Here is a 25,117-nt window from a genome sequence, read left to right on the forward strand (position 1 = left end):
ACCGGCCAGCCTCACTGGAAGCGGAACGGATGAGCAAAGGAGCGTCAAATGAGCGGCCAACCCGGCGAAGACAAGCTTCCTCACCCACGGATTTCCGAGCACGTGTCATCGGGCAAACATCACGCTCGCGAGATGGACAAGCACGACCATCCCGCCGGGCACGAACACGACGCACATGCTCATCACCGTGAGGGCCAGGACGAGCGCGTTCGTTCCACCGATTCGCTTCGCGACCCTGTCTGTGGAATGACGGTGACCGATGAGTCACGCTTCCGCCGCGAACACAATGGCAAGTGGTACACGTTCTGCAGCCAGGCCTGCTTGACGAAATTCGAGGCTGCACCGTCCAGGTACGTTGAGCCTTCGACCATTGAGCAACCACAAGGAGTGCCCGGGGGCACCATCTACACGTGTCCGATGCACCCGGAAATTCGCCAGGACCATCCCGGGCAATGTCCGAAGTGCGGCATGACCCTGGAACCGATTCTGCCCAGCGACGACGAAGACGACAATCCGGAGCTGGCCGATTTCCAACGCCGATTCTGGTGGACGTTGCCACTGACCGTCGCAGTCTTCGTCCTGGCGATGTTCGGTCATCGCCTCAGATTGATGGACGTCGGCACCGGGAGCTGGATCGAGTTCGTCATCTCCACACCGGTCGTCCTGTGGGCAGGACTGCCGTTCTTCGAGCGGTGCGTGCGCTCATTCATGAACCGCAGCCCCAACATGTGGACGCTCATCGGGCTCGGGACAGGCGCGGCCTACATCTACAGCGTCATCGCCACCCTCTTCCCCGGCGTGTTTCCCGATACGTACAGTGCGCACGGCCGAGTCAGCGTATATTTCGAGGCGGCGGCAGTCATCATTTCGCTAACGCTTCTCGGGCAGCTGCTCGAACTGAAGGCCCGCTCGCAAACGACCGCCGCCATCAAGGCACTCCTCGGGCTCGCGCCCAAGACTGCGCGGCGCGTCAACCCGGACGGCTCCGAAGAAGACATTCCGTTGCCCCATGTTCATGTCGGAGACATTCTTCGTGTGCGGCCGGGCGAGAAAGTCCCCGTCGACGGTGTGGTGACGGACGGCACGAGTTCGGTCGACGAGTCCATGATTACCGGCGAGCCCATTCCCGTCACGAAGCGTGTTGGCGACCACATCATCGGCGCAACGATGAACGCGACGGGCAGTCTCCTCATCCGCTCCGAGAAAGTCGGCGCCCAGACCGTCCTGTCGCAGATCGTGCAGATGGTCGCGCAGGCGCAGCGCTCCCGTGCCCCCATGCAACGTATGGCCGACAAGGTCGCCGGCGTATTTGTCGTCGGGGTCGTCAGCGTTGCGCTTCTGACGTTCTTCGTGTGGGGCATCCTTGGCCCCGAGCCCAGCTGGGTGTTCGGTCTCATCAATGCGGTGGCGGTGCTCATCATTGCATGTCCGTGTGCGCTGGGCCTGGCGACGCCCATGTCCATCATGGTCGCGAGCGGAAAAGGCGCCACAAACGGAATTCTCTTTCGCGATGCGGCTGCGATCGAAAATTTGCGCAAGGTCGACGTGCTCCTTGTCGACAAGACGGGGACGCTGACGGAAGGGCGTCCCGCGTTCGAGCAAGCCGTAGGCGCAAACGGATACACGACCGACGAAGTGCTTCGTCTGGCGGCAAGTCTCGATCAAGGCAGCGAGCATCCGCTTGCGGCAGCCATCGTTGCGGCAGCCCGTGAGAAGAAGCTGACTTTGGACCGCACGGAAAATTTTGAATCCGCAACGGGTATCGGCGTGAGAGGAATGGTCGCGGGCAGGAGACTTGCACTCGGCAACACCGCGCTGATGCAGACTGACGGCGTATCCGTCGAATCGCTGTCCAACAAGGCGGACAGCCTGCGTGCACAAGGCGCCAGCGTCATGTATCTGGCAGTCGACGGCAGTTTGGCCGGACTGCTGGCGGTCGCCGATCCGATAAAGCTGACCACGCCGGAGGCACTTTCGACATTGAGGGCGAACGGAATTCGAGTCGTGATGGCGACCGGTGACGGTGTGGTCACGGCCCAGGCGGTGGCCGAAAAGCTCGCCATCGACGAATTCCATGGCGAGGTGAAACCTGCCGACAAGCTCGATCTGGTGACACGGCTTCAGCAAGCCCGGCATGTCGTCGCGATGGCTGGCGACGGTATAAACGACGCCCCCGCGCTTGCCAAGGCCGATGTCGGCGTAGCCATGGGAACAGGCACGGATGTGGCGATGAGCAGCGCTCAGGTGACGCTCGTCAAGGGCGACTTGCGCGGTATCGCGCGTGCTCGAAAGCTGTCCGAGGCAACCGTCGCAAACATGAAGCAGAATCTTGGCTTCGCGTTCGTTTACAACGCGCTCGGAGTTCCGTTGGCGGCCGGCGTTCTTTACCCGTTCACGGGGCTGCTACTCTCGCCGATGATTGCAGCGTTGGCGATGAGCCTGAGTTCGGCCTCGGTCATTTCGAACGCGCTGAGATTGCGTAACGCCAAAATTTGAGCAGCACCGAACCCTGCCGCAATTCGAGCCACCCGCCACGATTCGCTGATGAAGCGTGCGTCAAGGCACTGACGGGAGACGCGGTCCGGAGAAGTCACGCGCGCAGTTCCACTGGCGGCATACGTCATTCACACGATTGCAAAAGCGCGTGTTCGGATGTTGATGGTGGACACACGATCCGTATGACCTGCACCAACGGGCCGTTGTCCGGTTCATCCGAACGCGCCTCACCCCGCCCGCACGAAATGATGCTCCACCCTCGTGCGCAATACACCATCGAGCGCGGCAAGCCGTTCGCGCAGACGCACCGCCTGCCCTTCCGTCATTTCACCGAGAACGATCTTTTGCTCGAGCACGTCGCCACAGCGGGTGATGGCCCACCGGTCGACCGTCGCCGTTTCACCTTCGAGCACGGCGGCCGCGGTCGAGACGATGCCCGGATTCCGTTTCGATACGAGATGAACGGTATGCGTCAACGTGAAACCGGGAAGGAACTGCGACCAGTCTTCACAGAGGGTCGGGCGGGAAGCGGAGGAAACTTGGCTCATGGTTGCTCCGGATGAATGGTTATCGAACCGGTGCCAGCCATGCTGCTCCCGTTTCGTTGCCGTCAATCGGCCGCATCGCCTCGAAGGCGTCCACCTTGCCCGGGAGGGCAGGTTGGCGTCGGATAATCCGACTCTGGATGCTTGATGTGTCACGTTCGGCATTTCGAACGTGGGTTCATTATACCGAAAACCTGCCGTCGGGCAAGAAGCCCCGGAAAACGGCGCTTCAGCCGGACCGCATCACCGATCCGGCCCTTGTCTGTCCACACGCCGGCATACCCTCGTCGCCGACACCCGCTACTTCGACAAAGCCAGCTTCTTCGACACCACGACGCCGCTCGACGGGCTCACGAGCCGGATGTCGTGGAGATCCACGTGCAACGTGGAGACCCTCGTCGTGATGTCCGTCGGCTCCTCGATACTCGGATCGGCATGTTCGGTTTGGTCGGTCAGGTAAGGCCGAACCAGGCGCCCGGAAAAAACGAGCGCGAAGTCGCCCTGCGTCCGGGCGTACTCGGCGGGCGAAAGCCGCATGCGGCTACGAACGGTGGTCTTTTTGCCTTCCCCGGCGTCGAGTTCGATGACGTCGACGTGCTGGACGTATCCCTTTGCCTTCGCTTCGGGCGCAATCACGAGCCCGCGCCCTCGTGGCCCCGTCGTGACCTTGCTGAGCAGGATGCCCGTCCGGTCGCCGCGCTCCGCGTCGAACAGGTCGACATCCAGCGTCAACAGGTGCCGCCGCGACCGGTACCTCACCCCGTACCGCACCGGCACCACGAACGTCACGTCACGATCCAGACCGACGGCCGCCAGGTCGGGATTCGATCCGCGCCGGTCGGCCGCACCGGGAACCAGGCCGCGAACCCGGTCGCGCAACGAAGGCGAGCGCGTGCCGACGTGCAGCTTCTGCAGCGCATCGCGGATGGCGGCCGGGTCGTCGCCGACAATCGGCCGGGCCGGTGACGCGTCGCGATTGACGGCCGACGCGATGCGCGTCGCGCCGTCGACAGTCTCCGTCTCTGCGTGCGCGGCGACCGTCGCCAGCATCGTCGACAGGGCGACGATGCACGCCAGGTTCGAACGATCCCATTTGGATTTCCGGTGAAACACGACACACTCCTGATTGGCTTGCAGATCGATCAACGACGAGCACTATAGGGTGGAATGATCGGCAGCGCACCCCTCGGTGTTGATCGTCACCGAGGGCCGGCGCGCCCCATCATAGGTTCGTTGTCGGCGCGGCGGCAGGCCCACGGGCACACTACCGTGTTGCCCGGCCGACAACAACCAACGGGATGTGCGCAGCGGCGCCCATCGGGCATCCACACACTCATGCCTGCCCGTCCTCCCGCCGATACTCCGCCGGCGCCTTCCCCACCAGCTTGCGAAAGTCGCGCGTGAAGTGCGCCTGATCGAAATAGCCAAGCGCCTGCGCCAGTTCAGCCAGATCGACCGGCTGTCCGCCGGCCAGCCGGTCAGCCGCCTCGTGCAGGCGATATCGACAGATCACCCACTTCGGCGTCACCCCCACGTAGTCGGCAAAGAGCTGCTGCAGCGTGCGCTCGCTCAAGCCGGCGCGTTCGGCCAGATCGCGCACCTGCGTGATGCCGATGTCCTGCTGCAGCATCTGCAGCAAGCCGTGGATACGCTCCACCTGAGGATCGGGCGGCGGCAGCACGCGCAACAGCAACGACTCCGCGGCCGACACCATGCCCGCATCGTCCTGCGCACCGAGCACCGCCGCCTCGGCCTGCGCATCGCTGCAGTCGAGCAGCGTCGACACCGGCAGCACCTTGTCGGTCATCAGATGCACGGGCTTGCCGAAAAACGCCCGAAACGCGCCGGGCTGGAATCGCAGCCCGATGACGCGCCCCGTGTCGGCCAGCGTCGTCTCGAATGCGCCGGACACCACGCCGAAAATGCCCGTCTGCCGCCGGTCGAACACCAGGTTCACGCAGGGATACGGCAGCGTGCGCTGCACATGGGGCGGCTGGTCGCGCAAATCCCATTCGACGATCCAGTGGTGATCGAGCACGCCGGCCAGTGCGGCGCACGGATAGTAGCGATTCAGGCGGAAGCGCTGCAGGGCGGCCCGAGGGCCGACCACGCCCTTGGGGCTATCGGTCACGTTGCGCAGGTCGGACATGGTGTGAACGGCGAGAGGGAATACCGTGATGATGCACCGCCACAGCGGATTTTTCCAAGACGATGCCGCGCGCGCCGGCCTACATTGGACGCCCGCTTCCCGACCACGCCATGGAGTCCGCCATGCCGCCAGACCGCCACCTGATCCTTTACCATTCGCCGCGCAGCCGGTCGGCCGGCGCCCGCATGCTGCTCGAGGAACTGAACGCCGACTATGAACTGCACGCGTTCGATCTGTCCGCAGGCCAGCATCGCGAGCCCGCCTATCGGGCGATCAATCCGCTGGGCAAGGTACCCGCCCTGCGCCACGGCGACGTGGTCGTCACCGAGCAGGCCGCCGTCTATCTCTATGCGGCGGAACTGTATCCGGAAGCCGGCCTGGCGCCGGCGACGGGCGATCCGCTGCGCGGCTCGTACCTGCGCTGGATGGTGTTCTACGGATCGTGCTTCGAGCCGGCCATCGTCGATCGATCGATGAACCGGCCGCCTGCTCCGTATTCGACGTCACCCTACGGCGACTTCGATACCGTCGTCGACACGATCGGCGCGCAACTGGCCAACGGGCCTTATCTGCTCGGCGAACGCTTCACCGCAGCGGACGTGCTGTGGGCGTCCGCGCTGAACTGGATCACGATGTTCAAACTGATGCCCGAGACGCCGGCGGTGCGCCACTATCTCGATCGCGTGCTCGCACGCCCCGCCATCCAGCGCGCACAGGCGGCCGATGCGGCGCTGGCGGCGGAGCAGGACAAGGTGAAGGCGGCCGCCGCATCGGCCGGCTGACGCCGGGAACCGTCGCACGCGACGGAGCCGGACCCGCGCACCGTCGTGCGGCGTCGGCTCCGCTCCCTCAAAACACCGTATGCAACCCGAGCCGAGCCACCGTCTGACTTGCCGAACTCGACGCACCGTTCGGATCGAGCACGCCATTCACCTGCGCATTCGCGCCGCTATTGGCGCGCTGGTAATCGGCCGACACGTACACCATGGTCCGCTTCGACAACAGGTACTGAAGCGCCACGCTGACCTGATGCGCGTGGTTGTCGTTCACCGCTTCGTTGCCTTTCATGTACATGTACTTCGCGCCCAGGACGACGTCCGGCCTGATCCGCCACAGGCCGCCTGCTTCCGCCATCCACACACCGGCATCGTTGAACGCATTCCGCACGGTGGTCACCAGTGCAGTCGCCTTCACGACACCGAAGTCGTAGTGCATGCCGACGCCCCAGTTGCGCACGCTGGTCGACAGCACACCCGGCGCCGAGCCATATTTCTCGTTCGTGTATGCCGCGCCCACGCCGAAAGCGCCCATCTCGTAGTTCACGCCGGCACTGACGGCGTTGTCCGCGCCGATCGAGCCGGCCACCCCGCCGAACGCATACATCACGCCGCCGGAAAAGCCCGAGACCGTCGGCGACGTGTACTTGACCGAATTCGCGATCGGCTTGCTGCCTGCCGTGCGGTCCCAGTCGAACGCGCCGGTCGGATTGCCCGGCAGCGCGAGACGCTGGAACGGCCCGTTCCTGAAACCGTACAGCCCCGAGATGTCCCGCCCGATCGCATTCCCCTTGTTGAAAAGCGCGTCGACCATGAAGTCGTATTGATTCCCCAGCGTGATGCTGCCGAACCGGTCGCTGTCGAGGCCGACGTATGCATTGCGCCCGAAGATCCCGGTCCCGACGATGCTGCCGTTCGCCATCGAGAACTGGTTCACGAGCGCGAACACGGCGCGATATCCGCCGCCGAGGTCTTCGGTGCCGCGCAAGCCGAACAGATTCGGCGCATAGATGCCGTCGTCGAACTTGACGTTCTTGCCGCCGCCCTCGTTGCTGACATACGAGATGCCGGCGTCGATCAGACCGAACATCGTCACACTGCTCTGCGCCCATGCGCCCTGCGCGACGGCAAGTACCGCGAATACGCCAAACCTGAGTTTCATGTTGTCTCCGTCTTTTTTATGGAAATACGAGCCCGTCACCGCGCCAGGCGGCGGGTGCTCGCTTGTTGCCTCGTGGAAAATCGCCCTGATTCGGGCTGCTACATCACCATCAAAATCATGATTAGTTTTACTGATTGATTATCGTGAAATTCTTTACGTGAACCGGTGTCGCACCCTAGCCGATCAGGATCCGTGATTCACGGCTCTCGAGAAATGACCCACGCCGAGGAATCCACGTCAACGGCCACGGCTTCCAGTCCGGCCCCCGTGCACGGCCCGTCGATGCACACGCCGTCGTCGAAGCGGAACAGCGCGCTGTGATGTGCGCACATCAGCACCTGCGACCGATAGCAGGAGACATTGCCCGGCACGTAATCGAGCGGGACGGAAAAGTGCGGGCATCGATTCACGTACGCCCATACCTGCTCGCCACGCCGCACGACGATGACGGGACGCCCGAGGCACGCTTCGTCGACGACGCGCGCGCCGCCGTCGGGCACCTCGGAAACGCGGCAGAGTCGTCTCGCTTCCATCGCTCACACCCGCTGCTCGGGGTTGCCGAGGCTCCAGTCCCACGGGCGCACTTCCACGTGCGAGAACAACCCCTCCTTCACATACGGGTCGTTGCCAACGAACCGCATCACCGCATGAATGTCGTCCGCCTCGACGACGAGCAGCGTACCGTTCATCGCGTCGCCCTGCGGGTCGAGCGTCGGGCCGCCAAGCCGCACGACCACGCCGTGCTCGGCAGCCGCACGCAGATAGGTCCGATGAATCGGCCGCACACGGTCGCGCACGTCACGCATGCCGGGCTGGTCCGTCGCCAATACCGCGAAAAATCGAGCCATGACGATCAGCTCCGGTCGATGGAGTCATTCATCAGTCTTTCTCCATTGGCGCATCACGCCGCTCAACGCGGCGCACGGCCTTCCCATGCGTCCTGAAGCAGCGCGCGAATCGCCGCGCGCTCGATCGGCCGCGGATTCGCATACGGGTTCTTGCACGCGAGATCGGCCGCCTCGTCGAGCCCTTCACGCGGCATCCCGATCGCGGCGAGCGCCGGCGCGATGCCGAGCTGCTCGTTCAGCCCGAACAGCAACGGGCCAGCGTCGGCCGCGTCGTTCCCGCCTAGCGCCCGCGCGACGCGACGCAATGCATCCGGCGCCGCCGCGTGGTTGTAATGCGCGGTATGCGGCAACATCGCCGCGTGTGTCTGTGCGTGTGGCAGGTTGAACGTGCCGCCGAGGGTGTGACAGAGCTTGTGGTGCAACGCCATGCCGACCGCACCGAGGCAGGTCCCGGCGAGCCACGCGCCATACAGCGCGCGGCTGCGCATCGGCCGGTCCGCCGGATCACGCACCACGCCAGGCAGCGCTTCGCCGAGCGCGCGAATCGCTTCTTCGGCCATCAGGCTGATCACGGGGTTCGCATCTTCCGCATAGAGCGCCTCGACCGCATGCGCGATCGCATTGACGCCCGACGCCGCCGAAATACCCGGCGGCAGCGACACCGTCAGCGACGGGTCGTACAGCACGGTACGCGGCAGCACGCGCACATCGCGCCCGGTGCGCTTCAAGCGGCCTTCCGTGAGCCCGTAGATCGGCGTCATCTCCGAGCCGGCATACGTCGTCGGCACGGCCAGGATCGGCAGCGGCGATTCGAGCGCGATGGCCTTGCCCAGCCCGATCGTCGACCCGCCGCCAATCGCGATGCAACAGTCCGCGCCCCGTTCGGCGGCCATCTCGCGGGCCGCGCGCGCGACGTCGACCGGCACGTGCATGACAGCCTGCGCGCACACGCCGGCCGCACGCTCGCCCAGTATGTCCGTCACCCGGTCGGCGAGAGGCCGCTGTTCGGGTGTGGACAGGATGAGCGCGCGGCGGGCGCCGAGCGTCGCCAGCTCGTCCGGCAGCCTGTCGAGCGCCCCCCATTCGAATACCACGCGGGAGGGCGTGCCCTGATAGACGAAGCGCTCCATGCGAACCTCAGCGCTTGAAGTGCGGCGGCACGTTGCCGTCGACGTTGACCCACACCGATCGCGCTTCCGTGTAGTCGTGCATGGCCTCGAAACCCATCTCGCGGCCGTAGCCCGACTTGCCGACGCCACCGAACGGGCTGCCCGGATTGACGCGCTTGTAGCAGTTGATCCAGCACATGCCGGCGTTGATCCGCGACGCCATCTTGTGGGCACGCGACAGATTCTGGGTCCAGAGGCCGCTGCCGAGCCCGTATTCCGTCGCGTTGGCAATGGCGAGCGCCTCTTCGTCGCTGCCGAAGCGCAACACGGTGACGAACGGGCCGAACACTTCCTCCTGCGCGACGCGATCGTTGGCGCGCTTCGCCTCGATGACCGTCGGGCGCACGTAGTAGCCGTTGGCGAGCGCCGGATCCTGCGGCGCGCTGCCGCCGGTGAGCACGCGGCCGCCCTGCTCGCGCGCGACGTCGACATACGACAGCACGCGCTCGAGGTGCTGCTTCGACGTGAGCGGCCCCATTTCGGTATTCGCATCCAGCGGATTGCCGATGCGGATCGACGACGCGAGCGCGACGAAGCGCTCGAGGAACGCATCCGCGATCCGTTCGTGCAGCACGAGACGCGAGCCCGCGATACACGCCTGCCCCTGGTTGTGAAAGATCGCCCACGCAGCGCCGTTGATCGCCGCATCGAGGTTCGCATCGTCGAACACGATGTTGGCGCCCTTGCCGCCCAGCTCCAGCTGCACGCGCTTCAGGTTGCCCTGCGACGCTTCGACGATCCGCCGGCCGGTCGCGGTCGACCCCGTGAACGCGATCTTGCCGACGCCCGGATGTTCGGCGAGCCGCTGGCCTGCCGTATGACCGTAACCGGGCACGATATTGACGACGCCGGCGGGAAACCCGACTTCCGCCATCAGCTCGACGATGCGCAGCGTCGACAGCGGCGTGATTTCCGACGGCTTGAGCACCACCGTGTTGCCGGCCGCCAGCGCCGGGCCCATCTTCCAGCTCGTGAACATCAGCGGAAAATTCCACGGCACGATCTGGCCGACCACGCCGATCGGCGCGCGCTGCACGTAGTTCAGGAAACCGGTCTCGACCGGGATCACCGAGCCTTGCAGCTTGTCGGCCATGCCGCCGAAATAACGAAAGCATGCGGCCGTGCGCGGCACGTCGAGCGAACGCGAATCGCGAATCGGGTGACCGGTATCCAGCGATTCGAGTCGCGCCAGTTCGTCCGCGTTGGCTTCGATCGCATCGGCCAGGCGCAGCAGCAGACGGCCGCGTTCGGCCGCCGGCATCGCCGACCATGTCGGAAAGGCGCGCGTCGCGGCTTCGACGGCCAGGTCGACGTCCGCCGCGGTGGCCGCCGCGATCTTCGCGATGACGGCACCGTCGTGTGGGTTCAGCACGTCGATCGTGCCGCGCTCGACGGCGTCGACGAAACGCCCGTCGATGAAGAGTTGGGTTTGCATGAATCGTCCTCGGTGTAGGGCTGAAGCGGAAGCCGTCGCTGGCGCGCGGCTCAGAACGCGATCGGGTACGGCGCAAGCTCGCCGCTCTCGTAGCGCCGCGGCAGGTCCGGCGTCGCGTTTTCCCAGACCAGCAGCATCGACCGCTTCGTCGAATAGCCCTGGTGGCGGATGTCGGCCGGCATCGCGCAGATGTCGCCCGCGCGCATCGTGATGCGCGCACGCGGCGCGCCGGTATTCTTGTCGCCGATGTCCCACACGATTTCGTCGGACAGTTGCAGGAACCATTCGACGCGGTCGTTGCCGTGGAACACCGGCAGGATGAATTCCTCGGTGGTCGGGCAGAACAGGCTGCGCCCGCACACCGACGTCACCGACGGATTCCACGTCACGTCCGAGCGCGACAGATACTTGAACAGGTTGAACGCATGCAGCTCGCCTTCGAAGCCCGGCTCGACGTGCACGTCCGGCTCGTCCTGCGCGACGTCGAGGAACGCGCGGTTGACCGGCAGTGCGTCGCGCAGCGGCGAATCGCCTTCGAGGCCCGGCATGCGGCGCGTCGCGATACGCGTGCGCTCGATCGCCGAGCCGTTGTCGCCGTGCTTGCGGCCGAACGCGGTCCCCGTTTCCTCGGGCGCCGCGAACGGATCGAAGCCTTCGTTCGTCCAGTCGTGCAGCATCGCCTTGAAGGTCGCCATGATCGTCGGCGTGTCGAAGGTCTCGGTGTAGTCGACACCGGCATCCTTCAGGATGCCGTTGAAGGTGCCCGCATACATGTCGACCTTGCCGTAGTGATTGCGCGTGCCGAACACGTGGTCGAAGTTCACCCAGCCGTAGAAGAAGCCCCAGGCGACGTCACGCATCATCGCGCGCAGGAACGCATCCGCCGGCATCGCATGCGTGCGCGTCTGGCCTTTCGCGGGCCAGCTGATCTTCACGAAGTATTCGTCGCGCTGGAATTCGAATTCGCCGAGCTGGAAGCGGCGGTAGCCGGTCACGGCATCGGCGTCGGTCGATCGCACCAGATCGGCGGCAAAGCCCGTGGACGGATCGAGGGTGTCGAGGGTGGCCATAACGTGTCTCCTGGAATAGTCGAATGAGGTCGGAAGGTCAGTGCAGGCAGATCTCGGCCCACTTCTCGACGGACAGTTCGCCGAGGACGGTCTGCACGAGCGCGACGCCCGGCCGGCTCGCGGTGAAGCGATACGCGCAGCCGGCCGGCAGCAGCGCCTGATGGCCCTGGCGCAACACGACGTACCCCATGTTCCGGCCGGCCGGCTGCGGGCCGGCGCTCACGGTGCCGCGGCCCGATCTCGGCGGGTGGTCGAGCTTGATGAAATCGATCCGGACTTCGCCGTCCATCTGGATCGTGAACTCGTCGTGCGCACAGGCGAACCACGGCGACTGGCCGTCGGTCCGCAACACTTCGATCACGTATTCGAGATTCTTGCCGGCGACGACCTTTTCATAAGGGGCCGACTTCGATGCCACCTCGAAGACGTTCGAGAAGGCGTAGTGCTGCGCGCTGCCGCTGGTGATTTCGATCTCGCCCTTCCGGTAACCGTCGAGCGAGCCGAAGACGGTGTGGAATGCCGTGCTGGTCATTGCTGCCTCCTGAGTTGAACCGCTTGTTGGATTCCACTCTAGGGGCAACGCACGGCAGCAACAAGGCAACGGACGGCGATTACGGCATTTGCGTTTCGCGAATAATCCGCGCGGCTCAACGCACCCAGCCGCGCGCCAGCAGCGGGAGATCCCACGGCGATTCGTCGCCGATGTATTCGGCGAGGAATTCGACCAGCGCCTTGACCTTCAGCGCCTGTCGCTGCGTTGCGGGATAAACGGCGGCGAAGCTCAGCGGCGCGAGCTGGTAGTCGGTGAGGATCGGCACCAGGCGGCCCGCGACGAGCGCGTCGCTCGCCACGAGCGTCGGCAAACAGACGACCCCGCCGCCGGTCAGTGCGTATTCGCGCAGCAGGTGGACGGAGTTCGAGCGGATCATGCCCGGCAGCTCCATTTCGACGACCTCGTCGCCGCGCGTCATGGTCCAGCGGTTACGTGACGGATAGCCCGAATACAGCGCCGTCGTGTGCTGCAGCAATTCGCGCGGATGTTGTGGCGCACCATGCGCGTCGACGTAGGCGGGCGCCGCGCAAAAGAGACGCCGGACCGTGAACAGCCGTCGCTCGATCAGCGATTCGGAAATCGGTGGGAAGATCTGGAACGCGATGTCGAACCCTTCTTCGACAGGGTCGACCACACGGTCGTTGACGATGATGTCGAGCTGGATGCCCGGGTAGCGCTGATTGAAGGCCGCCAGCGGCGCGCCGAAGTGATCGAGCGCGAAGCCGGGCAGCATCTGGATACGCAGCCGCCCGGTCGGCGTCGCGCGAAGCTCGCGCATCTGGTCCGTCAGCTCGTTGACGCGCCCGACCACCTCCGCGCACTCGCGATAGAACGTCTCGCCCACGTCCGACAGGCGCACGTGGCGCGTGCTGCGATGGAACAACGGCGCGTTGACGAACTTCTCGAGCTGCTGGATGCGATTCGTCACGACCGAACTCGTCACACCCAGCTGCCGCGCGGCCTCCGCGAAGCTGCTCGCCTCGGCCACTCTCACGAATGCCTCGATGCTCAGGAACCGGTCCATACCGCGCCCTTTTTCGACAGCGAAACCGGCAGTCTACCCGCGCGGGAATCGGGCTGTGTCATGTGAAAAGCGTCACAGTGTCGCCGAATCGATGTCAATTGCGCGGCGCACCGCGCGTTACCGCGATTGCTCTCCGGCCGCCAGCTCCGGCGGCACGACCGCGCGGCGCTGCAACACGGCCGGCGCGGTTTCCTTCAACAGCAGACTGACCACGATACCGAGCAGGACCGCGCACATCGGCAACCACAGAATGTTCTGGATGCCAAAGTGTGCGGCGACATAACCGCCCAGCGCCGGCGCGATGCCGCCGCCGAAGATCTCGCCGACGCCGACCACCACGCCGATGGACGTCGACACGAGGCCGACCGGTGCGGCTTCGGTCGCGACCGGGCCGGACAGCAGCGACACCAGCCCGAGCGTGAAGAACGATGCGACGAACAGCACGCCGAACAGCGCGAGCGGCTGCGGGCCGAGACCACGGAAGAGGTAGAGCATCGCGGCCGTTCCCGCGAAACCGACGATGCTCGCGATGCGGCGGCCGACCAGATCGGAAAGACCCGGCAACCCGAACTGCCCGAGAAAACCGCCGAAGCCGATCGCCGAGACGACGAGGCCCATCTTCTGCGTACCGAGCGCCAGGTAATCGGTCAGGTACAGCGGCAGCAGCGCGCCGAGCACGAAGACGCCCGTCATCGCGCAGCACAGTGCGGCCATCGCGACGAGGATGTTGCGGCTCTTGAGTACATGGCCGAGCGACGCCGGCGCATGTTCCGCGGCGACTTCCTTTACCACCTTCGGCTCGCGAATCACGAAGAACATGATCGCGCCGAGCACCAGGCCGGGCACGGCCACCAGCGCAAAGACCCAGCGCCACGACACGAAGCCGAGCAGCTGCGTGGCGATGATCGGCGACAGCGCGAGACCGAACAGTGCGAAGCCGCTTTGCTGCAGCCCGAGGTTCAGGCCGCGCCGCCGCGGATGCGACGCATCGGCCGTCGCCGCGAAGCTGGTCGGGCAGAACGAGCCTTCCGCGACGCCCATCAGCCCGCGAATCGCCATCAGGCCGAGCAGCCCGCCCGCGAGCCCCGAGAACCCCGACAGCAGCGAGAACGCGACGATGGCCGGAATCAGCACCTTCCTGCGGCCGATCTTGTCGGAGATGCCGCCCATCAGCGCCGCGAAGATGCCCCACGACAGGCCGAGCACGCCGATGCAGTTGCCGACGTCCTGCGCGGTCAGGTTCAGGTCCTTCATGATCGAAGGAAACAGCGGCGCGATGAGCCAGCGGTCGAGGCCGACCAGCCCGAAACCGAGCGCCAGCAGCGTGACTGCCCTCCACTCGTATGCGGTATCCCACTCGTTTGCTTTCATGTCCGTCTCCGTGGACGCCGGTTCGCCCGCGCGCGCCGCAGCGTCTGCACGTGGGTCCGGTCCGATGGTTTTTGTGTGCGATGCGAATCGCAATGAAGTGCCGGCCGGCGCCCGGATTCGACGCGTCGAATTCGCCCGGCCGACGTCGCCACGATAGGGGTATGGCCGCGAATCGGGTATGGAACAACCGGCGAACGCGCCATTCGCGAAACGCAAATAATCGGGAACGGCGGGCAGGAAGGACCGGCAGGGAAGCGTCGCGCACGTCGACGCCGTGTTGAAGCGGCGCTCACGCGCGCCGCATCGGGGAATCCCTCATGGACTTGCAAGCGCCCGGATACAGCACCACCCGGGAACGCGGGAGGGCGCGCGTCTCATCCGGACAGAAAGGCCCTCGCATCGAATGAGAACCAAATTCCCCAATTTGGCATCAGAATAAAACGTCATTTCATATCAGGCCGAATTACCAGCCAACTTTGGATCCTTTTTCCCTTCTGTCCCCCGTATCATTTCCGTCACCATGCAATGAGCAAGAGACGGAAATGAGCGACACCCACCCGCTGCACTACCTCGACTACGCCGCCACGACGCCGGCCGATCCGCGCGTGATCGACGCGATGACGGCCTGCCTCGGCTTCGACGGCATCTTCGGCAACCCCGCGTCGAGCTCGCACGCCGCCGGCCGGCTGGCGAAAGACAAGGTCGAGCACGCACGCGCGCAAGTCGCCGCACTGATCGGCGCGGATGCCGACGAGATCGTCTGGACGTCGGGTGCCACCGAATCGAACAACCTCGCGCTGAAAGGTTATGCGGAAAACGCGGCCGGCAAGCGCCACCTGATCACGAGCCGCATCGAGCACAAGGCCATCCTCGACACGATGGCCAGCCTGGCGAAGCACGGCTCGCAGGTCACGTTCCTGACGCCCACGCGCGACGGCGAGATCACCGCCGACGCGGTGGCGGCCGCCATCGGTCCCGAGACGGGCCTCGTGTCGCTGATGCTCGTGAACAACGAGATCGGCACGCTGACCGACATCGGCGCGATCGCCCGCCTCGTGCACGCCGCGGGCGCGCTGCTCCACGTCGACGCCGCGCAGGCGCTCGGCAAGACGCCGATCGACGTGCGCGCGCTCGGCATCGACATGATGTCGATGTCGGCGCACAAGGTTTACGGGCCCAAGGGTATCGGCGCGCTGTTCGTGCGCCGCGAGATCGCCGATCGCATCGCACCGCAGATTCACGGCGGCGGTCACGAGCGCGGGTTGCGCTCGGGCACGCTCGCGACGCATCAGATCGTCGGCATGGGTGTCGCATGCGCACTCGCCGCCGACAAGCTCGACGGCGAAACCGCACGGATCGCCGCGCTCGGCGCACGCCTGACCGACGCGCTGCTCGCGCTCGGCGACGTCACGCAGAATGCAGCCGCCGCGCGCCGCATCCCGCATACGCTGAGCCTGACCGTGAACGCACCGGGCTTCTTCCCGTTCATGCTCGGCGAAGCGCTCGCCGTCTCGTCGACCTCCGCGTGCAACTCGACCAGCGGCGCACCGTCGCACGTGCTCACCGCGCTCGGCCTCGATGCGGAAACGGCCGGCCGCACGGTGCGCATCAGCTTCGGCCGCTTCACGACGGAGCAGGACGTCGACTTCGCGATCGCGTGTTTCCGCAAGGCGATCGAGCAGTGCCGCGCGACGGCGGCGAACGGGTTCTCCGCGTCGCGCCAGATCACGCCGGCCGACCTGAAGGCGATCCGCAATGCCGGCTTCCGCTCGGTCATCTGCAACCGGCCCGACGGCGAAGGCGACGATCAGCCGGCGTTCGACGAGATCGCCGCCGCCGCCCGCGAACTGGGCCTCGAGGCACGCTACCTGCCGGTCGAGCGCGACCAGATCGGCGACGCGGAGATCGACGCGTTCGGCGCACTGGTCGACACGCTGCAGAAGCCGGTGCTCGCGTATTGCCGAAGCGGCAGCCGCTCCGGCCTGTTGTGGAATCGCCTGTCCGCGCGACGCACGGCCTGAACCCGCGCACGTCCCCGCTATACCGCGTCACCCGCGTTCACGCACGAAGCCGATGCTGCGTTGCATGACCGCGAGGTGATGCCGGCCAACGCAGCATCAGCCCCCTTCTCCGTCATTCATCCGCGTGTAGATCGCCAGTTTCAGCGCGGGATCGTCGTTCGCCTGAAACGTCGCGTACTCATAGCGCTGCGTGCCGCGTTGCGCATGCACGAGCACCTTCTCGCCGGACACGCCGCTGCGCACGTCGTGAGCGTCCCACCCTTGCGCGAATGCGACGCTGCTCGCATCCGGCGCACGCTTCCGGATTTTCACTACGCCGCCGAAATCTGATAAAGCCGGACGATCCCGCACGCGCGCTACCGAAGATTCGGCGGCCGATGCGATTCTCCATCGCACCGGCCGCCGCGCCGCCTGCTACGTCACTCGTCCTGCTGCTCCTGCTGCGCCTGCACCTGCCGCTGCTGGATGAACTGCCGCACGTCGCTCATCGTCACGCGCCCGGTGTGCTTCGCATCGATCTCGTCGAAGTGCTTCGACACGAAACCCAGGCCGCTGCTCTGCGCCTGCGCCTTCGTCACGGCCGCGCCGTTGCTCAGCACGGTATTGCCGCCAAGCCTTGCGTCGACGCGCTGCTGCGCCTGCTGCTGCAGCGCCGCGCCGGTCGACGGCAACACCGGCGCCGCCCGCGTGGCGGGAAAGAACGGGCCGTCGACGCCGCGCCCACCGTGCGGCAGCTTCACCGGCGCCACCGCTTGCGGCGGCAACGCATAGGCACTGCTCGTCACGGCACCGAGGACGATCAACGGAGACATACGCCGCATCAATTTGATTAGGGACATGATCACTCGCATTCAATGGATGAATAGAGGGTTCCTTTGACAAGGAGTCCGTCGCTCAGGGCGCCGCCGCCAGCGTCGTTCCGGCCGTCGCGCCCGGGACGCTGCCGGTCGGCACGCTCGGCGGATTCTCGTCCGGCCACGGCGGCGGCAGCGTGTGCAGCGTCAGCGCCGTCGGAATCCGCGCGCCCTTGTAGAACGTCTTCAGGTCCCGCTTCATCTCCGGCCGGGCGACGTCGTCCAGGTAGATCATGTGGCCACCCTGGAAAAAGTTCACCTGCAGCTTCGGATTGAGGCCCTTCACCGTCTGCAACCGCGCGAGTTGCTTCTCGGTGTTGAAGAACGGTGTCGCGAGATCGTGATAGCCATTCTCCGCGAGCACGCGAAGCTTCGGGTTCAACTGCAGCGCACCGAGCAGATCGGGGATCGTGTCGGGCATCGGCTGGCCGTCGTGCGAGAAGTCCCAGACGCCGATGATGTTGTCGTTCAGCGGCAGGTACGTCGCGTTCGGCGCGGAGTAGCCGAGGTAATCCGGCATCTGCGTCGCGAGCGCGTTCGTGAACGGCTGCGAGATCAGGATGTCGGACGGGTCGCCATCATTCTGCAGCCGCGGATCGGAATTCGGCAACGACACGCGTCCGTCGTACCGGCCGATCGTCGTGCCGGGCAGCAGGCTCGTGCCGAACGGATTCGCGTTGAAGTAGCCGCGCAGCGCCTGTTGCGTGAGGCTCGACGGGATCGACCACAGCCTGAGCGTCGCATCGCTCGGGAACACCGGCGTGCCGAGCGCATCCGGAATGCCGAGCTGGCTCAACACCCACGACTGCGAGTACTTCTGCAGCTGGTTGTAGATCAGCGTCGTGAACAGTTCCGTCTGCAGTGCGTACAACCCCTGGTTCACCGGCGCCGGCGAGACCTGGTTGAAATACGCCGCGACCGCCGCATAGCCCGGCAGGTAACCGGCCACCGTATCGGTTTCGAGCAGCAGCCCTTCCGTCGACTGCGTGATCGCCACCGCTTCCACCGCATCCGCGAAGTAGTTCAGGATGGCTGACTGCAGCACGATGCCCGTCAGGTGCACGCCGGCCGATTCGAGCGCGAGCGCCAGCATGTCGGTACGCGGCGTGCCGTACGATTCGCCGTACAGATAAATCGGCGATGTGCCGCGGCTGTTGACGTTCAGGTAGCGCTGGATGAAATCGCGCATGATGTTCACGTCCGCATCGGAACCCCAGTACTTCTGGTTGGTGTTCGGCAACACGGCTTCCGACAGCCCCGTTCCGGGCGGGTCGATGAACACGAGGTCGGTGGTGTCGATCAGGCTCTCGGCATTGTCGACGAGCGGATAGTTCGGCCAGGTGGTGCCGAACCCGGGATCGGGCGTGGCCACCCGTGTCGGCGCGAACGAGCCGAGCCGCAGCCAGATCGACGACGAGCCGGGGCCGCCGTTATAGACGAACGTGACGGGGCGCGGCTTGCCGTTGGTGCTCGGCGCGGTGTACGCGACGTACGACATCGACGCTTCCGCATTGCCGTTCGCATCCTGCGCGGTCAGGTGGCCGGTGGTCGTCGTGTAGTTGACCGTCGTGCCGCCGGATTTCCACTGGTAATGCATGACGGCCGCTTTCTCGGATACCTGCGCCGCGGCGAGACCGTCGGTCGCGTTCATCGAGTAGGCGACGGGGTCGATGTACGGCTGGTTGGCCGCCGGCGCCTGATTGCCGGCCGCTTGCGCGCTGGCCTGCTGGCTGGCCGTGGCCTGCGCGAGGCTCGACGCGCCGACGGACGACGAATCGTCGCCGCCGCAGGCCGCGAGCGCCAGTGTCATGACGGTCACTACGCCCAGCCCGGCCATCCGGCCGTGACGAGCACGGCGGCTGCCGGTACAGCTCCTGTCTGGTTTCATCTCTGTCCTTTGGTTCGGATACCGCTTCACAAAGGCCGCCTTCGCCGACGAGACGCGCAGCAACACCCGCCACTCGCGCAAAAGGCGGTTGGGATCGGACTGCTTCAAGAGACTGAACGTGATACAGACACAGCAAACTGCTGGCGAGAATCGTGCTTGAACCGCCCCCTGCAGTTTGGACTTCTATTCTGATTACCGAAATTTACGACATCGACAAAATAGGCGGTGCTGCGCCGCGTTGTCAAAGATCATTCGGATATTAAAAATCCCGCAATGATGCGAAGGGCGGACAGTGTCTGGCATTTGAAAGAAAACGGAATTATTCGTGCAAGCTGCGCTTTATCGGTAATACCGGGCCGAATATTTTACTTTTCTCGCATAACCCGGAAGCCCTGCCTGCATTGACTCGACGATGACGAAACCTTCAGATCGACAGGATTTTTCTTTCATTTTTATTATCTGTGATCGATTAATACAGCACGGCAACCTTCACCCATCACGCCAGGATTCGATTCGCTTCAACCTTTCTTCAATCGCCATGCTGATACGCGCCGCATCGCCCATAAAATACCGATTCCATTAATTTCAATCCGGCTTGACGGCATTATTTACTCGATATCCGGCCGGCATTTCCGGGCGGATGACGACATGCGGCGTCGCCGCACGTCGTCGGTTGCGGCACGTCGATTGTCGATTATTTCTTGCCGCCCGGGAGCGCGATATCGATCAGCACCGGATCGTGATCCGACGAACGATAGGCGTCCGGTGCATAGAACGTCTTCTGCTGTTCGGCCGACTTGTACGCGAGCGTGTACTGCAGCGCGAGCGGCTCGTCCGCGTTGATGTGCCATTCGTGCACGGCCTTCACGTGCGAGGCGAGCGGCAGCGTCGCGAGCGCGTGATCGAGATAGCCGGCTTCGCCGTCGTACACGTAGCTGTACGCATTCGCGCCAATCCAGCGCGCGACGAGGTTGCGGTAGCCGCGCGATTCGAGCGCGCGGATCGGGTCCTCGTACGTATAGCTGTTGAAGTCGCCGATCAGCAGCACGCCCTGGCCCGCGACGCCCGTCGGGTTGCCGGCCAGCCAGTCGGCCAGTTTCGTCGCCGCGCGCATGCGCGTCGGGTTCCAGCAACCCTGGCCGTCGCCCTGGTCGAGATCGTCGTTCGCGGCGTCCGGGCAGTTCTTCGACTTCAGGTGATTGACGGCCACCGTCAGCGTCTGCTTGTTGCCGTCGACCAGGCGGAACGACTGCGCGAGCGGCTGGCGGTTCTTGTCGTCGATTGCCAGCGTCGCCGCGCGGCCGACCGGTTCGACCTTGCGGCTGTCATAGATCATCGCGACCGCGATCGCGTCGCCGCCGAGGCGCGACGAGCCGGGATCGACGACGCGCCAGTGGCTGCCGAGCTTCGCCGCGAGCTGACGCACCGCGCTCAGTTCGCCGTAGCCGTTGTTCTGGATTTCCATCAGCCCGATCACGTCGGCATCGATCGCCTTCAGCGCGCTGACGATCTTCGCTTCCTGACGCTGGAATTCCTGGAACGTCTTCGCGCCGCGGTTGTTCGGATCGTCGAAGCCGCCGCCGAGCCCGTTGCCGTTGAAATAGTTGAGCACGTTGAACGACGCGACGCGCAGGTTCGACTTCGGATCGCGCGCGGGCGCGTTGGTGCGCGGATTCGGACGCGTGTCGAACGCCGGCACGGCCGCGCCGGGCAGCGGCTGCACGCGCCACGCGCCGTAACGCACTTCGAGCACGCCTTCGACGTCGCGCACGGTGTAACCCGCGCGCAGCGTGTTCGCGGCCGACAGGCCCGGTGCCGGATACGGCACGGTCGCCGGGTTCTGCTTGTTCGAGCCGTCGTCGAGGATCAGGCGGTTGCGTGCGTTCGCATCGATCTGCGTCTGCGCCTGCGCGGGCGGCACGACGCTCGTCGGCGTACGCAAGCGGCCGTTGCTGAGCATCACGCTGCCGTAGCGGCCGAGCTCGTAGTTGTCGGTCACGTTCAGCGTCTGCGGCAGGCGCACGCGCATCCCTTCGTACGCGGCGAACGCGTTCGGGCTGTCGACCGGCAGCGTGAGCGTCGCGGGCGTGACCGTCTGGCCGTTCGCGCACACCGCGATCGCCCCCGACAGCGTCAGTTGCGTCTGGCCGTATTTCTCCTCGACCTTGCCCGTCACGTGCACGAGATCGCCGGCCTTCGCGCGCGCTTTCGGCGCATAGACGAACAGGCCTTCGGACACGCCCGGCTGGTTGCGGCGTTGCGCGTCGGCCTGCTGGACGAAGAAGCCGCCGAAGCCGTCCGTGCCGCCGAAATCGGCGGTGACGACCGCCTCGACCGACACGTTCTGGCCGGCGAGCGGCGACGGTGCGCCCGGCCCCTGGATATCGGCGATCGGCGTCGTGCTGCCGTCGCAGTTCGGGCTGACGGGAGCGGCAAATACCGGCGCGGCAAGCGTCGGAAGCAACAATAGCGGGGCAAACAGGCGGATTGTCGAGCGCATGACGGGGAATCCCGGTTGTGAGGGTGGCGAAAGCTTAGCGGCGCTCAATGACAGTTTTTGGTAATGAACAGACAGGCCGACGCAATGCCCGTCATCCCGCCGCGATCCCCACCGATCGCATGTTCGGGCCCGGAAATGCGGGGCAATCGGCTGGCAGGAACGCCTCCGTGCTCCGGACGATTCCCCCCGCCGTCGCCGCCGCATCGCCGCGCTAGGCCGTTCCCGGCAACGCGCTCGATACGAGCACGGCCGCCACCATCAGCACGCCGCCGAGCACGACCGCTTCGATCCGCAACACGGCGCCAAACCGTTTCAACGAGACGGCCGGCATCGCGGCAGCCGGGTCCCGCAGCGCGGCCAACAGCTTCGGCATCCCGAAGAAGCGGTTATGGCCGCCGAGCGCCGCTGCGATCAACACGAGCGAAAGCTTCAGCAGCAGGATCTGCCCGTACGTCGACACGAGCAGGTTGGCCGGCGTATCGACGCCGCGCCAGCCGTTGTACGCGCCGGTCGCGAACAGCACGACCAGCGCATACGTCGACGCATCGGACAGCGACTGCACGAACGATGCGCCCGTCGCGCGTTCGCTCGCGGGCATGCCGGCGAGTCGCGGCATCACGCCGAATGCCGTCACGAGCACGAGCCCGACCCACGCGCTGATCGCCAGCAGATGCAGCCAGTCGATCCACACGGGCACGCTGAACAGGCCTGCGTCCACCGGATGCCCGCCGTTGCTGCGCGCAAGCGCAACGCAGGCAAGCGCGGCCCACATCGCGAACGGAAAACGCGTGTCGTTCGCGCGCCTGACGAACGCCAGCAGCACGACGACGAGCATGAACACGGCGCCGGCCAGCCATGCATGACCGAAGCCCGTGCCCGCGAGCATCGCGCGGACGGCCGGCCCCGCTTCGAACAACGGCACTTCGCTCATCAACGCGCAGTGCGCCCAGAACGCGGTGACGCTCGCGAGCAGCGACACGGCGGACGCGATCCGCAGCGTCGCGACGAGCCGTCGCCCGATCCCGTGCTGCCATGCCGACGCGCCAAGCGCGAGCCAGCGGCCGCCGAGCAGCGCACCGACGACGACGGCGAACCCCGCATTCTGGATCGCTACCGCCACGAGCCGCAGCAGGCCGACGATACCGTCGTTCATCCTTTCACCCGGAACGTATAGGTGCCCTTCGTGCGATGCGCGTCGGCGGTCATCGCCACCCATTGCACCGTGTATGCGCCGGGCGCGAGCCTCGGCATCGCGACCGTCATCACGCGCGGGTTCGACGCATCGACCTTCGCCTTGTCCTGCGTGACGGCATTGCCGTTCGCGTCCGACACCTTCACCGAGCTGAATGCCGGTTCGAGGTCTTCGTTGAACGCGAGCCGCACGGTGTCGGGCGCCACGTCGACCGTGCTGCCCGTCGCCGGTGCAGCGCTTTCCAGCTTGCCGTGCGCCGAGGCCGCGACAGGCGCGGCCGCGAGGATCGCGCCGGCCGCGGCAAAGCCGGCCAGCCGCTTGAGCATCGTGATCGTCATGTTCGCGCTCCGCGTCACGGCTTCTTCAGTTCGACGACGGTCAGCGCGCCGCCCACCTCTTCGGCGACGAAGTCGATCTTGTCGCCGGCCTTGACCTGGGACAGCATCGCCGGGTCCTTCACCTTGAACACCATCGTCATCGCCTCCATCCCGAGGTTCTCGAGCGGGCCGTGCTTGATCGTCAGCTTGCCCGCGGCCGCATCGACCTTGCGAACTTCGCCGTGCGACATGCGCTGCGCCGCGTCGGCGCCCTGCTTCGCGCCGCCGCTCATGTCCATGCCGGCCATGTCGCCGGCCGCGTACGACGCGACGGAAAACGCCAGCGCGCAACCCGTTGCCATCAAAACCAGTCCCTTCTTCATCGTGTCGGCTCCCGTGTGAGTGAATGGAAACCGGCGGCCGCATACGCACGGCCGCCGCATGCTGCTGCTCAACCGTCCGGCAATTCGCCGGTGTATGCGTAGGCGACGGTGCCCTTCGGATGCCGGAACCAGCCCGGATCGCGATAGTCGGTGCGGCCGAGCCCCTGCCGCACCTTGCAGACCGTGAACATGCCGCCCATCTCCAGCGGCCCGAACGGGCCCGTGCCCGTCATCATCGGCAGCGTGTTGTCGGGCAACGGCATTTCCATCCCGCCCATCGCGCCGCCCGTGCTGCCCATCGCCATGTAGTCGGGCACGAGCTTGCCGATACGCTGCGCGAGATCCTTCTGCGGCACGCCGATCAGGTTCGGCACCTGGTGGCCCATCGCATTCATCGTGTGGTGCGACTTGTGGCAGTGGAACGCCCAGTCGCCCGGACGATCGGCGATGAACTCGATCGCGCGCATCTGCCCCACCGCGACGTCGGCCGTCACTTCGGGCCAGCGCGCGGCCGGCGGAATCCAGCCGCCGTCGGTGCCGGTCACTTCGAAGCTGTAACCGTGCAGGTGGATCGGATGGTTCGTCATCGTCAGGTTGCCGAAACGAATCCGCACGCGGTCGCCGGCGCGCACCGGCAACGGATCGATGCCCGGGAACACGCGGGAATTGAAAGTCCACATGTTGAAGTCGGTCATCTCGTTCACGCGCGGCGTGTAGCTGCCCGGGTCGATGTCGTACGCGGCGAGCAGGAACACGAAATCCCGATCGACCGGCATCGTGCCGCGATCCTTCGGGTGCACGATGAACATGCCCATCATCCCCATCGCCATCTGCACCATCTCGTCGGCGTGCGGGTGATACATGAAGGTGCCGTGCGCTTCGAGCTGGAACTCGTAGACGAAGGTCTTGCCGGGCGGGATGTGCGGCTGCGTGAGGCCGCCGACGCCGTCCATCCCGTTCGGCAGCCGTAGCCCGTGCCAGTGGATCGTCGTATGCTCGGGCAGCCGGTTGGTCACGAAGATGCGCACCTTGTCGCCTTCGACGGCCTCGATCGTCGGGCCCGGCGACTGGCCGTTGTAGCCCCACAGGTTCGCGTTCATGCCGGGCGCCATCTCGCGCACGACGGGCTCGGCCGTCAGGTGGAACTCCTTCCAGCCGTTCTTCATCCGCCACGGCAGCGACCAGCCGTTCAGCGTCGCGACGGGCGTGTACGCGCGACCGTTCGGCGGCACGAGCGGCGGCTGCGTGCCGGTCTTCGCCATCGTGGGCGCTTCGGGCAGCGACGCGGCGCCGGCCTTGCTGACCATCGCCGCACCGAGCAGCGCGGCGCCCGAGCCGCTGAGAAATTGTCGACGGGACACCAT

General features: G+C 65.7%; 23 protein-coding genes and 1 riboswitch. Of the genes, 3 read left to right on the forward strand and 20 right to left on the reverse strand.

Annotated features, from left to right (window positions below; genetic code table 11):
- Positions 1-132: 132 nt before the first annotated feature.
- Positions 133-2,496 carry a heavy metal translocating P-type ATPase gene (locus AC0KUR_RS04000; RefSeq protein WP_473375467.1) on the forward strand — a complete coding sequence of 788 codons (2,364 nt, stop codon included), beginning with the start codon at positions 133-135 and terminating at the stop codon, positions 2,494-2,496.
- A gap of 227 nt (positions 2,497-2,723) precedes the next feature.
- On the opposite strand, the gene AC0KUR_RS04005 is transcribed toward AC0KUR_RS04000, so the two are convergent.
- From AC0KUR_RS04005 to AC0KUR_RS04015, 3 genes are all read right to left on the reverse strand, one after another.
- Entirely contained in the window at positions 2,724-3,044 is a 321-nt protein-coding gene (locus tag AC0KUR_RS04005; protein WP_154233749.1) for a hypothetical protein, read from the reverse strand.
- A gap of 42 nt (positions 3,045-3,086) precedes the next feature.
- Positions 3,087-3,190: riboswitch (SAM-I-IV-variant riboswitch) on the reverse strand.
- A 151-nt stretch (positions 3,191-3,341) separates the two neighbouring features.
- Complete coding sequence (locus AC0KUR_RS04010) at positions 3,342-4,154, reverse strand: hypothetical protein (protein WP_473375468.1); 813 nt, start codon at positions 4,152-4,154, stop codon at positions 3,342-3,344.
- Positions 4,155-4,374: 220 nt separating this feature from the next.
- Positions 4,375-5,190 (reverse strand): AraC family transcriptional regulator, encoded by an 816-nt coding sequence (locus AC0KUR_RS04015; protein ID WP_059559848.1) that lies wholly within the window; start codon positions 5,188-5,190, stop codon positions 4,375-4,377.
- Between the two features lie 122 nt (positions 5,191-5,312).
- Here AC0KUR_RS04015 and AC0KUR_RS04020 point away from each other — a divergent pair, with 122 nt between their 5' ends.
- Complete coding sequence (locus AC0KUR_RS04020) at positions 5,313-5,972, forward strand: glutathione S-transferase family protein (RefSeq protein ID WP_034188606.1); 660 nt, start codon at positions 5,313-5,315, stop codon at positions 5,970-5,972.
- 67 nt (positions 5,973-6,039) lie between these two features.
- Here AC0KUR_RS04020 and AC0KUR_RS04025 read toward each other — a convergent pair whose 3' ends face one another.
- The 9 genes from AC0KUR_RS04025 to AC0KUR_RS04065 form a co-directional block, all read right to left on the reverse strand.
- The gene (locus AC0KUR_RS04025) at positions 6,040-7,128 is read right to left on the reverse strand and encodes a porin (protein ID WP_473375407.1); all 1,089 of its coding nucleotides are present in this window, start codon (positions 7,126-7,128) and stop codon (positions 6,040-6,042) included.
- A 197-nt stretch (positions 7,129-7,325) separates the two neighbouring features.
- Positions 7,326-7,661: a Rieske (2Fe-2S) protein gene (locus tag AC0KUR_RS04030; RefSeq protein ID WP_069704446.1), complete on the reverse strand. Its 336-nt coding sequence runs from the start codon at positions 7,659-7,661 to the stop codon at positions 7,326-7,328.
- A gap of 3 nt (positions 7,662-7,664) precedes the next feature.
- Positions 7,665-7,976 carry a YciI family protein gene (locus tag AC0KUR_RS04035; protein ID WP_034188464.1) on the reverse strand — a complete coding sequence of 104 codons (312 nt, stop codon included), beginning with the start codon at positions 7,974-7,976 and terminating at the stop codon, positions 7,665-7,667.
- Positions 7,977-8,038: 62 nt separating this feature from the next.
- Positions 8,039-9,106: a maleylacetate reductase gene (locus tag AC0KUR_RS04040; RefSeq protein ID WP_226226983.1), complete on the reverse strand. Its 1,068-nt coding sequence runs from the start codon at positions 9,104-9,106 to the stop codon at positions 8,039-8,041.
- A gap of 7 nt (positions 9,107-9,113) precedes the next feature.
- A complete protein-coding gene (locus AC0KUR_RS04045) occupies positions 9,114-10,580 on the reverse strand; it encodes an aldehyde dehydrogenase family protein (RefSeq protein ID WP_034188466.1) in 1,467 nt (488 codons plus the stop codon).
- A 50-nt stretch (positions 10,581-10,630) separates the two neighbouring features.
- On the reverse strand, positions 10,631-11,650 hold the full coding sequence (locus AC0KUR_RS04050; protein ID WP_034188467.1) for a hydroxyquinol 1,2-dioxygenase: 1,020 nt from the start codon (positions 11,648-11,650) through the stop codon (positions 10,631-10,633).
- Between the two features lie 37 nt (positions 11,651-11,687).
- Positions 11,688-12,182, reverse strand: coding sequence for a cupin domain-containing protein (locus AC0KUR_RS04055; RefSeq protein WP_034188468.1), 495 nt, complete (start codon positions 12,180-12,182; stop codon positions 11,688-11,690).
- Between the two features lie 115 nt (positions 12,183-12,297).
- Positions 12,298-13,227 carry a LysR family transcriptional regulator gene (locus AC0KUR_RS04060; protein ID WP_034188469.1) on the reverse strand — a complete coding sequence of 310 codons (930 nt, stop codon included), beginning with the start codon at positions 13,225-13,227 and terminating at the stop codon, positions 12,298-12,300.
- Positions 13,228-13,344: 117 nt separating this feature from the next.
- A complete protein-coding gene (locus AC0KUR_RS04065) occupies positions 13,345-14,598 on the reverse strand; it encodes an MFS transporter (protein ID WP_473375408.1) in 1,254 nt (417 codons plus the stop codon).
- Between the two features lie 542 nt (positions 14,599-15,140).
- On the opposite strand from AC0KUR_RS04065, the gene AC0KUR_RS04070 reads away from it, so the two are divergent.
- Entirely contained in the window at positions 15,141-16,619 is a 1,479-nt protein-coding gene (locus AC0KUR_RS04070) for an aminotransferase class V-fold PLP-dependent enzyme (protein WP_034188471.1), read from the forward strand.
- Positions 16,620-16,715: 96 nt separating this feature from the next.
- Here the strand turns inward: AC0KUR_RS04070 and AC0KUR_RS04075 are convergent, their stop codons facing one another.
- The 8 genes from AC0KUR_RS04075 to AC0KUR_RS04110 all read right to left on the reverse strand — a co-directional run bounded on the left by AC0KUR_RS04075 (position 16,716) and on the right by AC0KUR_RS04110 (position 25,117).
- Positions 16,716-17,015, reverse strand: coding sequence for an MmyB family transcriptional regulator (locus tag AC0KUR_RS04075; RefSeq protein ID WP_226226985.1), 300 nt, complete (start codon positions 17,013-17,015; stop codon positions 16,716-16,718).
- Positions 17,016-17,038: 23 nt separating this feature from the next.
- Positions 17,039-17,470: a hypothetical protein gene (locus tag AC0KUR_RS04080; RefSeq protein ID WP_049033869.1), complete on the reverse strand. Its 432-nt coding sequence runs from the start codon at positions 17,468-17,470 to the stop codon at positions 17,039-17,041.
- Positions 17,471-17,513: 43 nt separating this feature from the next.
- Entirely contained in the window at positions 17,514-19,361 is a 1,848-nt protein-coding gene (locus AC0KUR_RS04085) for a S10 family serine carboxypeptidase-like protein (protein ID WP_069704439.1), read from the reverse strand.
- Positions 19,362-20,055: 694 nt separating this feature from the next.
- Positions 20,056-21,861 (reverse strand): ExeM/NucH family extracellular endonuclease, encoded by a 1,806-nt coding sequence (locus tag AC0KUR_RS04090; RefSeq protein WP_473375409.1) that lies wholly within the window; start codon positions 21,859-21,861, stop codon positions 20,056-20,058.
- A gap of 211 nt (positions 21,862-22,072) precedes the next feature.
- The gene (locus AC0KUR_RS04095; protein WP_069704437.1) at positions 22,073-23,014 is read right to left on the reverse strand and encodes a CopD family protein; all 942 of its coding nucleotides are present in this window, start codon (positions 23,012-23,014) and stop codon (positions 22,073-22,075) included.
- Complete coding sequence (copC, locus tag AC0KUR_RS04100; protein ID WP_034188608.1) at positions 23,011-23,391, reverse strand: copper homeostasis periplasmic binding protein CopC; 381 nt, start codon at positions 23,389-23,391, stop codon at positions 23,011-23,013. The genes AC0KUR_RS04095 and copC overlap by 4 nt, the downstream gene beginning before the upstream one ends.
- A 14-nt stretch (positions 23,392-23,405) precedes the next feature.
- Entirely contained in the window at positions 23,406-23,753 is a 348-nt protein-coding gene (locus tag AC0KUR_RS04105; protein ID WP_049035864.1) for a copper-binding protein, read from the reverse strand.
- A gap of 68 nt (positions 23,754-23,821) precedes the next feature.
- Entirely contained in the window at positions 23,822-25,117 is a 1,296-nt protein-coding gene (locus AC0KUR_RS04110) for a multicopper oxidase family protein (protein ID WP_473375410.1), read from the reverse strand.

The sequence above is a fragment of the Burkholderia sp. YHN3-13 genome (assembly GCF_055810675.1).

Excerpts from the sequence above, each read along its gene's own strand:
- AC0KUR_RS04085 (WP_069704439.1), bottom strand. The coding sequence starts at position 19,361 with ATGAAACCAGACAGGAGCTGTACCGGCAGCCGCCGTGCTCGTCACGGC.
- AC0KUR_RS04110 (WP_473375410.1), bottom strand. The coding sequence starts at position 25,117 with ATGGTGTCCCGTCGACAATTTCTCAGCGGCTCGGGCGCCGCGCTGCTC.
- AC0KUR_RS04020 (WP_034188606.1), top strand. The coding sequence starts at position 5,313 with ATGCCGCCAGACCGCCACCTGATCCTTTACCATTCGCCGCGCAGCCGG.
- AC0KUR_RS04070 (WP_034188471.1), top strand. The coding sequence starts at position 15,141 with ATGAGCGACACCCACCCGCTGCACTACCTCGACTACGCCGCCACGACG.
- AC0KUR_RS04080 (WP_049033869.1), bottom strand. The coding sequence starts at position 17,470 with ATGCGAGTGATCATGTCCCTAATCAAATTGATGCGGCGTATGTCTCCG.
- AC0KUR_RS04030 (WP_069704446.1), bottom strand. The coding sequence starts at position 7,661 with ATGGAAGCGAGACGACTCTGCCGCGTTTCCGAGGTGCCCGACGGCGGC.
- AC0KUR_RS04025 (WP_473375407.1), bottom strand. The coding sequence starts at position 7,128 with ATGAAACTCAGGTTTGGCGTATTCGCGGTACTTGCCGTCGCGCAGGGC.
- AC0KUR_RS04060 (WP_034188469.1), bottom strand. The coding sequence starts at position 13,227 with ATGGACCGGTTCCTGAGCATCGAGGCATTCGTGAGAGTGGCCGAGGCG.
- AC0KUR_RS04090 (WP_473375409.1), bottom strand. The coding sequence starts at position 21,861 with ATGCGCTCGACAATCCGCCTGTTTGCCCCGCTATTGTTGCTTCCGACG.
- AC0KUR_RS04000 (WP_473375467.1), top strand. The coding sequence starts at position 133 with ATGGACAAGCACGACCATCCCGCCGGGCACGAACACGACGCACATGCT.
- AC0KUR_RS04040 (WP_226226983.1), bottom strand. The coding sequence starts at position 9,106 with ATGGAGCGCTTCGTCTATCAGGGCACGCCCTCCCGCGTGGTATTCGAA.
- AC0KUR_RS04055 (WP_034188468.1), bottom strand. The coding sequence starts at position 12,182 with ATGACCAGCACGGCATTCCACACCGTCTTCGGCTCGCTCGACGGTTAC.
- AC0KUR_RS04065 (WP_473375408.1), bottom strand. The coding sequence starts at position 14,598 with ATGAAAGCAAACGAGTGGGATACCGCATACGAGTGGAGGGCAGTCACG.
- AC0KUR_RS04045 (WP_034188466.1), bottom strand. The coding sequence starts at position 10,580 with ATGCAAACCCAACTCTTCATCGACGGGCGTTTCGTCGACGCCGTCGAG.
- AC0KUR_RS04105 (WP_049035864.1), bottom strand. The coding sequence starts at position 23,753 with ATGAAGAAGGGACTGGTTTTGATGGCAACGGGTTGCGCGCTGGCGTTT.
- AC0KUR_RS04015 (WP_059559848.1), bottom strand. The coding sequence starts at position 5,190 with ATGTCCGACCTGCGCAACGTGACCGATAGCCCCAAGGGCGTGGTCGGC.
- AC0KUR_RS04050 (WP_034188467.1), bottom strand. The coding sequence starts at position 11,650 with ATGGCCACCCTCGACACCCTCGATCCGTCCACGGGCTTTGCCGCCGAT.
- AC0KUR_RS04005 (WP_154233749.1), bottom strand. The coding sequence starts at position 3,044 with ATGAGCCAAGTTTCCTCCGCTTCCCGCCCGACCCTCTGTGAAGACTGG.
- copC (WP_034188608.1), bottom strand. The coding sequence starts at position 23,391 with ATGACGATCACGATGCTCAAGCGGCTGGCCGGCTTTGCCGCGGCCGGC.
- AC0KUR_RS04095 (WP_069704437.1), bottom strand. The coding sequence starts at position 23,014 with ATGAACGACGGTATCGTCGGCCTGCTGCGGCTCGTGGCGGTAGCGATC.
- AC0KUR_RS04035 (WP_034188464.1), bottom strand. The coding sequence starts at position 7,976 with ATGGCTCGATTTTTCGCGGTATTGGCGACGGACCAGCCCGGCATGCGT.